The sequence below is a fragment of the Mucilaginibacter sp. PAMB04168 genome (assembly GCF_039634365.2).
GTDB lineage: Bacteria > Bacteroidota > Bacteroidia > Sphingobacteriales > Sphingobacteriaceae > Mucilaginibacter.
In genome coordinates, this window is sequence record NZ_CP155079.2 from 1503439 (window position 1) to 1519056 (window position 15618).

General features: G+C 42.7%; 12 protein-coding genes. 9 read left to right on the plus strand and 3 right to left on the minus strand.

The genetic code is table 11. The features are described 5' to 3' along the window. Positions 1–62 precede the first annotated feature (62 nt). The 3 genes from ABDD94_RS06490 (at position 63) to ABDD94_RS06500 (ending at position 5256) form a co-directional block, all read left to right on the plus strand. Positions 63–2921, plus strand: coding sequence for a pitrilysin family protein (locus ABDD94_RS06490; protein WP_345955151.1), 2859 nt, complete (start codon positions 63–65; stop codon positions 2919–2921). Between the two features lie 166 nt (positions 2922–3087). Then, entirely contained in the window at positions 3088–4629 is a 1542-nt protein-coding gene (locus ABDD94_RS06495; protein WP_345955152.1) for a carboxylesterase family protein, read from the plus strand. 42 nt (positions 4630–4671) lie between these two features. Beyond that, positions 4672–5256: a TIGR00730 family Rossman fold protein gene (locus ABDD94_RS06500; RefSeq protein WP_345955153.1), complete on the plus strand. Its 585-nt coding sequence runs from the start codon at positions 4672–4674 to the stop codon at positions 5254–5256. Between the two features lie 65 nt (positions 5257–5321). Here the strand turns inward: ABDD94_RS06500 and ABDD94_RS06505 are convergent, their stop codons facing one another. After that, the gene (locus tag ABDD94_RS06505; RefSeq protein ID WP_345955154.1) at positions 5322–5558 is read right to left on the minus strand and encodes a hypothetical protein; all 237 of its coding nucleotides are present in this window, start codon (positions 5556–5558) and stop codon (positions 5322–5324) included. Positions 5559–5604: 46 nt separating this feature from the next. Next, positions 5605–5859 carry a hypothetical protein gene (locus tag ABDD94_RS06510; protein WP_345948341.1) on the minus strand — a complete coding sequence of 85 codons (255 nt, stop codon included), beginning with the start codon at positions 5857–5859 and terminating at the stop codon, positions 5605–5607. Positions 5860–5976: 117 nt separating this feature from the next. Between ABDD94_RS06510 and ABDD94_RS06515 the strand changes: the two genes are divergently transcribed. From ABDD94_RS06515 to ABDD94_RS06535, 5 genes are all read left to right on the plus strand, one after another. Then, positions 5977–6381 carry a helix-turn-helix domain-containing protein gene (locus ABDD94_RS06515; protein ID WP_345948340.1) on the plus strand — a complete coding sequence of 135 codons (405 nt, stop codon included), beginning with the start codon at positions 5977–5979 and terminating at the stop codon, positions 6379–6381. 235 nt (positions 6382–6616) lie between these two features. After that, complete coding sequence (trxB, locus tag ABDD94_RS06520) at positions 6617–7582, plus strand: thioredoxin-disulfide reductase (protein WP_345955155.1); 966 nt, start codon at positions 6617–6619, stop codon at positions 7580–7582. Between the two features lie 184 nt (positions 7583–7766). Beyond that, positions 7767–8819, plus strand: coding sequence for an acyltransferase (locus ABDD94_RS06525; protein ID WP_345955156.1), 1053 nt, complete (start codon positions 7767–7769; stop codon positions 8817–8819). 181 nt (positions 8820–9000) lie between these two features. Further along, entirely contained in the window at positions 9001–11313 is a 2313-nt protein-coding gene (locus tag ABDD94_RS06530; RefSeq protein WP_345955157.1) for a family 20 glycosylhydrolase, read from the plus strand. A gap of 125 nt (positions 11314–11438) precedes the next feature. Beyond that, positions 11439–12230 carry a hypothetical protein gene (locus tag ABDD94_RS06535; RefSeq protein WP_352432888.1) on the plus strand — a complete coding sequence of 264 codons (792 nt, stop codon included), beginning with the start codon at positions 11439–11441 and terminating at the stop codon, positions 12228–12230. 80 nt (positions 12231–12310) lie between these two features. On the opposite strand, the gene ABDD94_RS06540 is transcribed toward ABDD94_RS06535, so the two are convergent. Then, the gene (locus tag ABDD94_RS06540) at positions 12311–13306 is read right to left on the minus strand and encodes an aldo/keto reductase (protein ID WP_345955159.1); all 996 of its coding nucleotides are present in this window, start codon (positions 13304–13306) and stop codon (positions 12311–12313) included. Between the two features lie 355 nt (positions 13307–13661). Between ABDD94_RS06540 and ABDD94_RS06545 the strand changes: the two genes are divergently transcribed. After that, entirely contained in the window at positions 13662–15602 is a 1941-nt protein-coding gene (locus ABDD94_RS06545) for a tetratricopeptide repeat-containing sensor histidine kinase (RefSeq protein WP_345955160.1), read from the plus strand. Positions 15603–15618 lie beyond the last annotated feature (16 nt).

Genomic DNA, 15618 nt, shown 5'->3' on the forward strand with positions numbered 1-15618 from the left:
ATCCTTAATATTATTACGCCAAAAAATTAACGTAAAACATAGTTAAACCAACCCTTAAACAAATGAATAAATCTTTTAAAAGTGCGCTTTTGGTACCTGCGGTGGCATTAATGTCGTTGGGTGCAATTGCTCAAACCGGCGGTCAGCCTAAACTGGTCGAAAAAGTTACCCGCAAGGGAACTGAGCTGGTAATACCATATGAAAAGTACGTGCTCCCCAATGGATTAACCGTTGTTTTAGCCGAAGATCACTCTGACCCTTTAGTGCATGTTGATGTAACTTACCATGTAGGCTCGGCACGCGAAGAGATAGGTAAATCGGGCTTCGCCCACTTTTTTGAACACATGATGTTTCAGGGAAGCGATCATGTGGCGAATGGTGATCACTTTAAAATTATTACTGAAGCGGGCGGTACCCTTAACGGTTCAACCAACCGCGACCGTACCAACTACTACGAGACCGTACCGGCCAACCAGCTTGAAAAAATGCTTTGGCTGGAATCCGACCGTATGGGCTTTTTATTAGATGCCGTAACGCAGCAAAAATTTGAAGTGCAGCGTGCTACCGTGAAAAACGAGCGCGGACAAAATTACGATAACCGCCCGTATGGCTTGGCAGGCGAATACACGTCCAAAAACCTTTATCCCTATGGGCATCCATACTCATGGTTAACCATTGGTTACATTGAGGAGTTAAACAAAGTTGGTGTAAACGACTTAAAGAATTTCTTTTTACGTTGGTACGGCCCTAATAACGCAACCATTACCATTGGTGGCGATTTGGATCCCAAACAAACGCTGGCATTAGTAAACAAGTATTTTGGCAGCATCCCTCGTGGCCCGGTTGTTAAAAATGCATCATTCCCGGCACCGGTTTTAACAGCCGACCGCTATGTGTCATATACCGACAATTATGCTAAGCTGCCTTTGTTATCTATCACCTATCCGGGTGTTAAGGTGTATGATAAAGACATGTCTCCGCTGGATGCTTTATCAGAAATTATCGGTCAGGGAAGAAATTCCATCTTTTACAAAAACTTTGTAAAAACCCGTAAAGCTGCCCAAGCATCAATGGGTTCATCAAATACCGAACTGGCCGGCGAAATTACCATCCGTGTAGTTCCTTTCCCCGGTCAAACTTTGGCTGATGCAAAGAAACTGGTAGACGAATCGTTGACTGAGTTTGAAAAAACTGGTGTTAGCGACGAAGCCCTGGTGCGTTTTAAAGCAAGTGCCGAAGCCAACTACATCAACAGCCTTTCGAGCGTTAGTGGTAAGGTATCTGAACTGGCGCAAGCGCAATACCTTACTGGTAACCCAAATCAAATTGGCCGTGAACTGGCCGATATACGTGCAGTTACCAAAGAGGATGTAATGCGTGTGTATAACAAGTACGTTAAAGGCAAACCTGCGGTTATATTAAGTGTATTGCCAAAAGGTGGTGCCTTGCAACCCGTTGCTGCCGATAATTATACCGTTAACACAGCTGGTTACAAAGCGCCCGACTATGGTTACGCTGGCTTAACTTATAAAAAGCCAACCGATAACTTTGACCGTGCTGCTAAACCTGGTAACGGTGCTAACCCTGCTATAAAAGTTCCGGCTATATGGTCGGCAACAACGGCTAACGGTATTAAGATATTAGGTACCCAAAACAGCGAAATTCCATCGGTGTCTATGGATATCTCTATTAAAGGCGGTGGTTTGCATGCCATTAATAACCCTGGCAAAGCAGGCTTGGCGGGTATTGTTGCCCGAATGATGAATGAAGACACTAAGAATTATACAGCAGAGCAGATCACTTCTGAACTGAATAAATTGGGTAGCCAGATCTTTATCTACGCCGGATTTGATAATATCGGCATCAGCGTGTCTTCGTTAACTAAATACCTGCCTAAAACCATGACGTTGCTGCAGGAACGAATGCTGAACCCTAAGTTTACGCAGGATGCTTTGGACCGTATAAAAAAACAAACGCTGGAAGGCTTTAAGCAAGCTAAAACACAACCAGCAGGTGTGGCATCAAGCGTATATAGTAAAATACTGTACGGTACTGATAATGTGCGCACTTATGCAACAGGCGGTAATGAGGAAACTGTTGCCGGCATTACATTGCAGGACGTACAGGATTACTACGATAAGTATTTTTCACCTTCGGTAACTCAAATTGTGATTGTTGGCGACGTGAACCAGGGAACTGCAAGAGGTAATCTAGCCTTCCTTAACTCATGGGCAGATAAAAAAGTATCCCTTCCAACTCCGGTCGAAGGTAAAACGTTTGATAAAACAACTATGTATTTGGTTGATATTCCGGGAGCGGCTCAGTCTGAGATTCGTATAGGTTACCTGGATAAGTTGAACTACGACCCAACCGGCGATTATTATAAATTAATTATTGCCAACTATATTTTAGGTGGTGCTTTTAACAGCCATATTAACTTAAACCTGCGCGAAAAACGCGGCTGGACTTACGGTGCACGCTCAGGCTTTAGCTCAAACAAATATGGCGGCGATTTTACCGCTTCTGCAGGTGTATTAGCCACTGCCACCGACAGTTCGGTTGTTGAGTTTATGAAAGAGATACGTAATTATCAGCAAAACGGTATTACCCCTGAGGAGTTGAAGTTTACCCAAACTTCGATAGGACAAAGTGATGCCCGTCGGTATGAAACCAACGACCAGAAAGCAGCTTTCATCTCGCGCTTGCTGGAGTATGATTTGAAGCCAACATACGTTGATGACCAAAACAAAATCTTATCAACCATTACACCAGCCGAATTGAACCAGTTATCGGCAAAATACCTGGATACCAATAAAATGGTTATTCTGGTAGTTGGTGATAAGGCACGTATACTGCCAGGCTTACAAAAGTTGGGCTACCCAATTGTTGAATTGGACGCCGATGGCAAACCCAAACAATAACCTTTAGATAAAGTGTAATCTTATCAAAGCCCGGCAAAGCCGGGCTTTTTTTGTGTCGCACTTTTTACAATTTCATCTGCCTTGTGGTAAATAAAGTAATCCAAACGTTCATCAATTACTATAAATTTGCGTTACCAATTAACCGCATCTCCAAAGCGCAAAATATATGAGAGTTCTGAATATTCTGTTTCTGACATTTTTTGTCATAAGTGTACATGCCCAAACGGCAACAACCGGTAGTCTTCAAATTAAAACGGCTAATGGCGTACTACAGGGTGTAACGGAGGCTAGCGGCATACGGGCCTTTAAAGGTGTGCCGTTTGCACAGCCGCCAGTAGGTAACCTGCGCTGGGCGGCGCCGCAATCGCCAAAAAACTGGGAGGGCGTGCGCAAAGCCGATCATTTTGGTCCGCAGGCTATGCAGCGTGCTATTTACAGCGATATGATTTTTAGAAGCGATGGCAGGAGCGAGGATTGTTTATACCTGAATGTTTGGACGCCCGCCAAATCTGCTAAAGAGCGCCTGCCGGTAATGGTATACTTTTATGGCGGCGGTTTTATAGCAGGCGATGGCTCTGAGGGGCGGTACGATGGTGAAAGTATGGCAACCAAAGGTATCGTAGCTATTACGGTGAATTACCGCCTGGGTGTTTTTGGCTTTATGGCTCACCCCGAACTGACTAAAGAATCGCCCAACCACTCATCCGGCAATTATGGCTTAATGGACCAGCATGCTGCTTTATTGTGGGTTCAAAAAAATATAGCAGCCTTTGGTGGAGATCCTAAAAAAGTAACCATAGCGGGTGAATCGGCCGGCTCTATGTCGGTAAGCGGGCAAATGGCATCACCGTTATCCAAAGGCTTGTTTGCCGGTGCTATTGCCGAAAGCGGTTCATTAATGGGTAACCTGTCGCCTGTACCACTGGCTGATGCTGAACAGGTGGGCGTGAAGTTTGCGACGCAGGTTGGTGTTTCTTCGCTGGCCCATTTGCGAAATATGCCTGCCGACAAGCTTCTTGAACTATCGGCCGCCACACGTTTTCCGACTACTGTTGACGGCTATTTTTTACCCAAAACGCCTTCGGAGATATTTAATGCCGGGCAGCAAATGAAAGTGCCTTTATTAGCCGGTTGGAATTCGGCCGAAAGCGGTTACCGGGCTATACTGGGTAAGGACTCTGTAACGGTTAATGCCTATCAACTGGCCGTTCAAAAGCTTTATGCAGAAAATGCAGCAGCAGTATTGAAGGCCTACGCGGCCAAAGACGGGGCCGAAGTTGAACAGGCAGCTACTGACCTGGCATCTGATCGGTTCATTGCTTTTGCCAGTTGGAAACTCACCGACCTCCATAGCAAAACCGGAGGGAAACCGGTATACCGTTATTATTATACCCGTAAACGAGGAGACCCGGCCAAATCTCCAGGCGCCGTACACTCGGCCGAGATTGAGTATGCACTTGGAAACCTGCGCTACAACAAGGCTTATAACTGGACGCCTGATGATTTCAAAGTGTCGGAAACCCTGCAGAACTACTTTGTAAACTTTATCAAAACCGGCAACCCTAACGGTAAAGGTTTACCCGCCTGGAACACTTTGCAAAGTACCACCCCACGCCAGGTTATGATTATAGATGTAGAGAGCAGGGCACAAGGCGAAAAATATCCGGAACGTTACTTACTTTTGGACAAGCTTTCTACAAGTAAGTAAATAAGAAACTTGTTTAACCCACTCAACTACTTAATTCCTCTCATGAAATCTATATGTGTATTCTGTGGTGCCAACTTTAACGGCGACCCTATGCTAACCGAGGCCATAGACCAATTGGCACAAGTAATGGTAAGTCGCGATATTACTTTAGTTTTTGGTGGTGGTCGGGTAGGGGTAATGGGTATGATTGCCAATGCGGTCCTTAAAAACGGTGGTAAGGCGGTTGGTGTTATCCCCGAGTTTTTATTGAACAAGGAGGTTGGGCATACCGGTTTAACAGAGTTGCATGTGGTGCAAAATATGCATGAGCGCAAGCAAATGATGAATGATTTGTGCGATGGTATTATCACCTTACCGGGTGGCTTTGGTACGCTTGAAGAGTTTTTTGAAGTACTCACCTGGCTGCAACTGGGCTTGCACCAAAAGCCAATTGGTATTTTAAATGTAAACGGATTTTATGATTTTCTGTTGAAGCAAATGGACGTAATGGTAGAGCAACGTTTTTTAAAGCCTGTAAACCGCGACCTGGTATTAACCTCGGCCAGCGCTATAGAATTGGTGAACCTGATGGACGGATTTAAAGCCGAACCCGACGACGTATGGTTTAAAGACCGCAACCTGAGTTGAGTTCGGAATTAACCGAGCATGAGGTTGCGAAAGTTGTAATAAAGCGGACAATTAAATAATCACAACTATTCTACTGGCCGGTCTGACGGTAAATGAATACCATTGAGCCACTGCTCCAGGAAGCTGTCGATCTGCAATATCCGGATAGCCAGGTGTTCCATGTATCTGCGTCTCAGTTGTTTGGCTACAATGCTCTCGGTAAGGCCCAGGAGCTCTACCTGAATTTGCTCATCAATAGCTAACTGATTACGGCGCTGTTCTTCCAGCAAAGAAATAAAATAATCGTCGTTTATATACGGCATGGTAGACCAGTAATAAGGTGTAGTTAATTGTTTGGTTTTTGAATAGTTAAAAGATTGGAGAAGCGTCTATTGTAAAATTTTGTAGTTCGCCAGGTTGCAGGGCAAACAGTTTTTCCATAATAGCAACTTTTTCATGAGGAATGTCGCGGCTGTCGTTCAACCTGATATTTCTGTAATTGGCAAATGTTTTAGGACTAACGGCTAAGTATTGTGGTATCAAGCGTACGGCTTGTCGGTATTGTTTAACAGAAAGCTGGTTCAACAGTTCTTCTATACGGTACTTAAATTCAATTTCATCCATAAATTCTTCAAAAAGAAAATATTTTCCAAGTTTTGTAATATATTACAACCACTAAGCTATATTAAAGTTTAGTAAAAGTGTAAAGTTAATAAACTTTTTTTTCTTAAAATTTTTTAAATGGCTGAAAAACAACCTGATAATTTATTTGGTGTAATTGAGCGTAATATCAGAATACGCACAAAAGCCATGGGTATGACCTTAGCTGAACTATCCAAGCAAATTGAAATGACCGAAGCGGGCTTTTACAAGATGTTGGCTACAGACAGCATTAAAGTTAAAACGCTCAAAAAGATAAGCGAGGTTTTGCAAATACCCCTACCTGCTTTTTTAAACAACCAGTTAGCCGAAGCAGGTAATTCTTACCAAATGGCAGGGGACAATCTGCAACTGGCCGAGCCATCGGTATCTTACAGTAACGAGGGCGATATCCTGAAAAAGCAAATTAAACAGTTAAAAAGCCAGCTAAAAGACAAGGAAAAGATTATAGAGCTGTTAACCAAAAAGACAGAAGGGAAGAATTAAAATATTGAATTTTAGGGATGCCATGTAAATGCGCTGACCAGTATACCCATGGCTTGCGCATGAGGTTATCTTATAAAGTAAACTGATTTAAATAACTGACAAGTTGTTACTCCTACCACCGATAAATGCTCCTTTTATAAGGGCAATCTCATAATAATCATGTCAATTAATTGACGGTATGGCATTTGTGGTATAGGCATTAAAAGCTTAAATTTGTAGCTTAATACTTATGCTGATGTCTCAAGATACAGAACACGTAAAGTGCTTAATTATAGGTTCAGGTCCTGCGGGGTATACTGCAGCAATATATGCTGCCCGCGCCGATCTTAAACCTGTTTTATATACAGGTATGCTGGCTGGCGGCCAACTTACCCAAACCACCGATGTTGAAAATTTTCCGGGCTACCCTAATGGTGTAATGGGCCCTGAAATGATGGAAGATTTGCGTAAGCAGGCCGAGCGCTTTGGTTCGGATATCCGGTTCGGATACATAAGTTCTGTAGATTTTTCGAGCCTGCCGCATAAAGTTGTAGTTGACGAGGTTAAGACCATTTTGGCCGATACTGTAATCATTTCAACCGGTGCATCAGCAAAATGGCTGGGACTGGAGTCTGAACAAAAGTTTAATGGCTTTGGTGTATCAGCCTGTGCGGTTTGTGACGGTTTCTTTTTCCGCGGTCAGGATATAGCCATAGTAGGCGCTGGTGATACCGCTGCCGAGGAAGCCACTTACTTGTCAAAACTTTGCCGCAAGGTATATATGCTGGTACGCCGCGAGGAGTTCCGTGCATCTAAGGCAATGGTAAGCCGGGTATTGAACACGCCTAACATTGAGGTACTTTATAACACCGAAACCAAAGAAATTGTAGGTAACGAGCAAGGTGTTAACGGCGTTGTTATTATCAATAACCGCACGCAGGAAGAAAGAACGCTGGATGTAACCGGCTTCTTTGTAGCCATAGGCCATCATCCTAACACCGATATATTCAAAGGCTGGATTGATATGGACGAGACCGGCTACATTAAAACCAAGCCTGGTACTACACAAACGAATATCGAAGGCGTGTTTTGCTGCGGTGACGCACAGGATAACGTTTACCGCCAGGCAGTAACTGCCGCAGGCACGGGCTGTATGGCCGCGCTCGATGCGGAGCGTTACTTAGCAGCTAAAGAAGCTGAAGAAATGATGGCTCATCAATAAGATCATAATACAAAAACTTTTAAAAGCCGCCAATCTAAAGGCGGCTTTTTGCATTTATTACAACATTTAACCAGGTTATAAGAATGCCTTATTATACAGTTAACCTGTATTTAAGCTTTATTTTTGTAGTTTTAGACCTTTCCGGAAGTATACAATAATATACCTCGTCCGGATGTTTAAGCTAATGAGATTAAAATTAACTTACCTAAAAAGTTTAGACGGTGTTAGATGCTTTGCTATCATAATTGTACTGTTGTTCCACTGCTTTTATGGCACGTTAAAAGGCGGCTGGCTGGGTGTTGATCTGTTTTTTGTTTTAAGCGGCTATCTAATCACTTCGCTACTTGAGATTGAGATAGCTAATACCAAGAAGCTGTCATTTAAGAAATTTTATATCAGGCGGCTATTGCGGTTGCTGCCACCATTATTGGTATGTATTTTATTGGCCAATATACTTTGGTCCTACACAAACCCCGGTAATCCTAACAGGTATTTGGCATCACTTGCCGCTTTTTTTTATTTTGCTAATCTCACGCCAGATGTGTTGGGTTCCTTGAGTCACTTGTGGTCGTTATCGGTCGAAGAGCATTTTTACTTTATATGGCCCGCTTTAATCTTTTATTTGATTAGCAAGCTCAAGTTTTCTCACCGGATTTATTTCATATTGTTACTTATCGTACTAGTAAGTGCTCTCCGGTTGTTTTTATTTAATTACGATGGTGTAATTAGTTACGGTATATTTAGAATAGATACGTACAGGTTTACATTTACAAGGATTGACTGTATGCTGATAGGTGCTGTGTTAGCCTACTGCCAGTTAAATGGCGTCAGTTTTTTTAATAACTCAAAGCTTAACTATAAAGCGCTGCTTTTACTTGTAATGATGCTATTTACGGTTTTGCTTTTTACGCTCGACAAAGACAGCCGTCTTTTCAATAACGGCGGATTTCTGTTCACTAATCTGTTATGCGGTCTTTTTGTTTTGGCTGCAATTAACTTACCCGAGTATGGCCTTCTAACAAACAAAGTTGCCCGTTGGGTAGGAATGAGATCTTACGGAATCTACATCTATCATCCGCCTATATTTTTCTTTTTTGAGAGATTTAGAGAGAATCATAGTGTAGCCAATTTACTGCTTATAACTCTTATCCGCATTGCTGTGACTTTGCTTTTGGTGGAGGCTTCATACCGTTTTATTGAAATGCCTGTATTAAAGTTAAAAAGCAGATTTAAGTAAGGTATACTACAGGCTGGTTCTGAAAGGCCGGCATTTGTATTTAAGTAATATCTTATAAAGTGAACGCTTTTAAGAAACACGTTATAACATGAATTATGCTTTTTTCGTTCTAATGAATGGCAATGGCCCGAAATTCTATTAACTTCACGGTTCGTTGTTATTAAACTGGTTAAATCTTTTTATGTCTCTTAAGTTCCGTTTACTGTTCTGTTTAAATATCTTATTAGCTATCAGCACTTCGCAGGCTCAAACGCCTCCAACCGACCCTTACATGGGTATCATACCTGCCCCGGTAACGCTGCAAAAGCAGGCGGGTTACTTTACGCTAAGCCAGGAAACCATAATACAAGCCGACTCCATTACCAACAAAGCTGTACAATTTTTAAGCGGCTACCTGCAAAATAAGTATATGCTTAAAAACCGTTTGCAGGCTTTTACAGGTAATGCGGCCAACAATGCCATTGTGCTTACTGCCGCCGGTACCGAAAATTTGCCAGCTGAAGGTTATCGTCTTACTATAGCACCGCAGCAAATTACTATTGCAGGCAAAGGCGCTGGGTTGTTTTACGGCATTCAAACCCTAATGCAGTTATTACCGCTCGAAAGGAGCGCAACTGCTAAAATACCATGTGCCCGTATTGAAGACTATCCGCGCTTTGGCTACCGGGGTATACACCTTGATGTTTGCCGTCACTTTTTCCCGGTAGAATTTGTTAAACGTTACCTGGATTTAATGGCAGCATACAAGCTCAATACTTTTCACTGGCACTTAACCGATGACCAGGGCTGGCGAATAGAAATAAAAAAATATCCACGCTTAACACAAGTAGGCAGCCAGCGTGCCGAAACTTTGATTGGTAATTACCATGACCGTATGCCCCAGCAGTTTGACAATACGCCTTATGGCGGATATTATACACAAGAACAAATACGCGAGGTAGTACAATACGCAGCCAGTAAGTATATTAACGTAGTGCCCGAGATAGAGATGCCCGGCCACGCTATGGCTGCGCTTGCAGCCTACCCAGAGCTAAGCTGCAATGCTAATCTAGAATATAAAGTATCGGGTACCTGGGGGGTGTTTAACAATATATTTTGCCCCACCGAAAAAACCTTCAGCTTTTTACAGGACGTGTTAACCGAAGTTATTGACCTGTTCCCGAGCAAATACATACACATAGGGGGCGACGAAGCGCCTAAAGTTGTTTGGAAATCATCGCCCGAGGCGCAGGCCATCATTAAAAGGCTGAAACTGAAAGATGAGCATGGTTTACAAAGCTATTTTATACAACGTATGGAAAAGTTTGTGAATAGCAAAGGTCGCAGCATTATTGGGTGGGATGAAATATTGGAAGGTGGACTAGCCCCTAACGCTACCGTAATGAGCTGGCGCGGCGAAGCTGGTGGGATAGCAGCTGCTAAACAAAACCATAACGTAATCATGACGCCCAGCAGCAGTGGTTTGTACCTCGACCATGCACAGGCCAGGTCTGATTTGGAGCCACTAAGCATTGGTGGTTTTACACCTTTATCAAAAACATACGCTTATAATCCGTTAACACCTGCACTTACCCCTGCTCAGCAAAAGTATATTTTAGGTGTACAGGCTAATTTATGGACTGAATACATAAGTACCGAAGCCAAGGCAGAGTATATGCTGCTGCCACGGATGATGGCTTTGTCGGAAGTGGCGTGGTCGCCCATTGCTAACAAGAACTATTCTGATTTTGCGGAAACGCGTTTGCCTGGTCATTTGGCCTGGTTAGATCAAAACAATATCAATTATCGTGTACCTGCGGCTATTGGTGCTAAGGATACATCATACACCGGCTCGCAATTAACCGTTAACTTGAAAGTACCTGTAGAAGGCGCCAAAATTTATTACACTATTGATGGCTATGAACCCACGTCAACAGATTTGGTTTATACTAAGCCTTTCACGTTAAATATTCCGGCAGAGCAATACCGCGAGATAAAAACAATCGTTATTACACCAAGCGGTAAGCGCAGTTTAGTAACGCGTACAGTGGTTTATAATCGTGCACCTCTGCCTGCTGTTACCTTTGGCGGTAAAATACCTGGGGTAAAATATGAGTTAGTTGCCGGGTTGTTTACTAATACAGGCCAGTTGGATGGCGCACGCGTTTTAGATACAGGCGTGGTAAAAACATTTAACACAGCAGCCTTTAAAAAAGCTAACCGTACGTTTGGCGTTACTTACGAGGGTTATTTTAATATAGATGCTGATGGTAAATACATTTTTTCTACCCAATCTGATGATGGCTCGGTGATTTACATCGATGACCAGTTGGTGGTAGATAACGATGGTAAGCACAGCTTGTACGAGCAACCAGGCGAAGTTTTATTGCAAAAAGGATTGCATAAATTTACTTTAAAGTATTTTGAAGGCGGCGCTTTTAGTACCTTACGGGTGTACCTGACTATGCCAGGCAAACCTAAAGGCGAGTTTTCGGCAGAAACGATGGTGAATTAAAAGTAATAAGGCCTCGGCATACTGCAGAGCACTATAAGCATTTTCTGTCTGCAATAATTCTATCGTTCAATTAAAAGAAGAATAGAACCCTAATTTAAACTATTGATAAAACCTGATTAATGAAAATGAAGCAATACGTATACCTGCTGCTGGGCTATATGACGTTTGCGGCCGCATGTGGAGGCAACTCATCAGACAAAGCATCGGTGCCGGCACCTGCTGCTACGCAGGCTCCTAGGGTAATGGCGCCGTTCCGTTTCCATAAAACTATTGAGGTGTCTCCAGGGCAATATTATGATGTGCTTGCATGGGGCAGAGGATCGGAAAGTATGGGCGCTTTCGAAATTTTGCGGTCGGATTCGGCGTCCATGAAATATACCACCACCACAGGCGACTTAGAAGGCCGTATTGTGGATGTTTATAATGCCGATATGGATACTGATGGCGACCCGGAGCTGTTCATTCATACCCAGGCGGCCGACAGCACCAATGCAGCAGAGGTATTTGCCTTTGAATATAAAGACGATAATGCCCGCAAAATTGATTTTCCGCGTCTTACTCGTTCGCAACGTAAAGGTTACAGGGGGAATGATAACTTTTTTATCAAAGACGGCAACTTGATGCGCGAGTTTGATGTATATGATGAAAATGACTCACTGGCCAAAAAGCCTATTCAAAAGCGTCTTATTCAATATACTTTAAGGGGCAATAGCCTTTCGGCCGATCAGTTAAGTACCGATTCTGTAACGAAAGAAACAGCAATTGCACCAGTGGCAAGTCGAAATCAGCAAACGGAAACTCAATCGGGTTCTAAAAGTTCAAGCGTTCGCAAAAAATCAACAAGCCGGAGGTCGGTCAAGCGTCGCACATCATCGCGCAAAAAACAAACTACAAAAAAGCGTAGAAGACATAGATAATTTAAAAGCCTTTCTTTAAACCATTTGATGAGAAAAGAAAGGCTTTTTTTTACAAGTGGAGAATAGGTAGAAGTTGGTGATTAATCTACCAACTCTAATTTGTCTAGTTCGCCGGTTATGAAATTTATCTCCTCGGCGCTTAATTTTACATTAATGGCTTGAGCATTTTGGGTGGCTTGTTCTGCATTACGTGCACCTACCAGCGCTACGGTTATACCCGGCCGTTCAATTGTCCACCGTATAACCAACTGGCCTAATGTGGCATTCTTTTCGTCAGCCAGCGGCTTAATTTTACTCAGGAACTCGTTAGTGCGCTTAATATTCTCATCCTTAAAAAACTTTAGCCCGGCACGGTGATCACCTTCGCCAAACTGTTGGCCAGCTTTCATTTTACCGGTTAATAAGCCGCGTTCCATTGGGCTGTAAGCTAAAATGCCTTTGTGGTTCTCGATGCAGTACGGCACCAGGTCGGCTTCTATGTCGCGTTTCACCATACTGTACGGAACCTGATTTGATGCCAGTTTAATCGTCTTTTCGGCCTCCTGCATTTGAGCTACGCTGTAGTTACTTACACCGGCTTCCCGTATTTTGCCTTGTTCCTGCAGGCGTAAAATAGCTTCCATTGTTTCGGCTATAGGCGTACTTTCGTCGGGCCAATGTATCTGGTACAAATCAACATAGTCGGTACCCAAGCGTTTAAGGCTGTCTTCACACTCTTTAATAATGCTTTCCTTGCCAGCATATTTGTATACGTCTAAGTCGTTGCCGTTATTATCTTGCGACTTGAAGCCAAATGTGCCTTTAACTAAATCCCAGCGCATACCATACTTGGTTAAGATCTGCACCTTATCGCGCGGAAGATCTTTAATAGCCTGGCCAACCAGCTCCTCACTTTTACCTTGCCCGTAAATGGGAGCCGTATCAATACTAGTTATGCCCTCGTCATAAGCTGCTCTCATGGCATTAATGGCATCCTGATCATCATTTCCGCCCCACATCCATCCGCCGGCAGCCCATGCGCCAAAAGTAATGGCCGAAACCGCCAGCTCTGTTTCTCCTAGTTTTCTGTATTCCATATATGTTTAAATAGACGTTTAAACAACATACCACCAAAAATTTTGTTCGGTCTTAGTCATGTCAAATACCGTATATTATGTTAATAACAACCTTGTATAAACTATTAAGTAGATATAAGGTCAAACATTTAACGAGTTGGACGCATTATTTACATGAAAAATTAAAAATCAGTTTAAGCGCAACAACCAATAGTTATAACACGTATTCAGCTCTAAAAATTAAATGCTTATACGGCTGGGTTTGAATAAATTAAAAAGTGATTTATTCCGTTAATAGTTCAGTCAAACTAAAACAACAATTACTATCATTACTATATATATCATGTACAAGTGTGGCCACATAACAAACAATAAAATGCTTGTTACAGGCCTGCTATCATTATTTTTGAGCTTGTTTATGATAACAGCGCGGGCGCAGGATTCTGTGCGCCGTCACCCGCGCATTATTGCTCGTGTTGATTCTTTAAACAACAAAGCTGTTCCACTGATTAGGCAAGATGCGGGCAGGGCGTTCACCTTGCTTACACAGGCCGAGCTGCTGGCTACCGAGTATAATTATTTAAAAGGCCTGGCCATAGCTTACCTTTATCAGGCCGAGGTATTAAGTCAGCGCGGCTATTCTAAAAGAGCTCTTGAGCTGTATTATCGCTCTATGCAGCTAAGTCGACGCAATCACGATATATACAATGTTGCCCGGGCCGAGCAGCATATCAGCTCCATAAAACGTAAAAGCGGCGGATTAAAAGAAGCTGAAAAACTACTATACGGAACGTTGAAAACGTTTACCGATTTAAATATGCCAATTGATGTAGTGAATATACAACTGCGGCTTGGCTTACTTAAGGCAGACCAGAAACGGTATGATGAGGCACGTCGTTTTCTTGACAAAGCTTATCTTTTGAGTCGCCGTTCAAAATATAGATATGGTGAAAAAAAGAGCTATTATAACCGTGCCTTGCTTTTGCAAACCCTGAAAAAGCCCGATTCGGCCATATACTATTTACATAAGGCTTTACATCTGGATACTTTAGCCGGTGATACTTACGGCAAAGCATTGTCATATATTGAGCTAAGTAAAATTTATATTGGCAAAAAGGAATTTGATAAAGCTATGCCTTTTGCCAGGCTTGCTCATAGCAAAGCCGATAGTACTGCTGCCCTGGCATTGGTGAAAACATCGGTACAGTTGCTGTTAACTGTCAGCAAAGCCTGGCGCGATAAGGATGCTATTATTCAATGGCAGGATGAGCTTATTTATGTAGATAATACAATTAACGAAAGGGAACGCAAGGAATCAAGCGATTTTATTGATGCGTTGCGGATGCAGGAGCAGCAGCAAGTTAGGTTACAGCAAAATATTGAAAAGGCACAAAAGAGATCGGAACAGCAAAAGAGCGTAATATTATTATACACCGGTTTCCTAATTGTTTTTGTGATAGTGGTGTTCGCTTTGGGTTACAACTACAAAAAGGCAAAGAAATATACCACTCAACTTAATGCAAAAAACAATGAGATTCAATGGAACCTGGCTTTGCTGGATAAACTGAACACCGAGATTACCAAGCAAAACAAAAAGCTGGAAGATGATAATGCCCTGAAAAATAAATTGCTGTCTATCATCTCGCATGATTTGCGGAAACCATTGGCCACAACGCAAAGCTTGGTTCACTTGGTTAATGAAGGCTTACTGTCTCAGGAGGAAACAAAAGACCTATTTGGCCAGTTGGAAGCACAATACACTCGTGTAATGGCTTTGACCGATAATTTGTTGTTTTGGATAAGAGCGCAATTGCGTGGTGTTCCACTCGAGAAAGTTGAAGTTAATTTGCACCAGATAGCCGATAACATTATCGAGGAGCAGAAAATACCCATTAGCGACAAAAATATTAACGTAGATAACATTTTACCGGCTCAGCTAAATTGGCTCACCGAGGCTGAAAGTCTGCGTATTGTTTTTAGAAACCTGCTCAACAACGCTATAAAATTTACACCAGCTGGCGGCCGTATCGAAATAAGTGCCGAAACTACCGCCAATGAAACCAGTTTTACCGTAAAAGATACTGGCATAGGCATGAGTACCGACGTTTTGGAGCGTATTAACAGTGAAAATTATTACTCAACTAAAGGTACCCAGAACGAAGAGGGTAGTGGTTTTGGCTTAATGGTGATTCGTGATCTGATTAAAAAGCTGGATGGAAAGCTGCAAATCAAAAGTATGCCCGGTAAGGGAAGCGCTTTCACCATCACTTTTCAGGCCAGCAGTACGTTAATACCCAGCAATGGCTTTGTAAGTTAGTGCTATTGGGGTATAT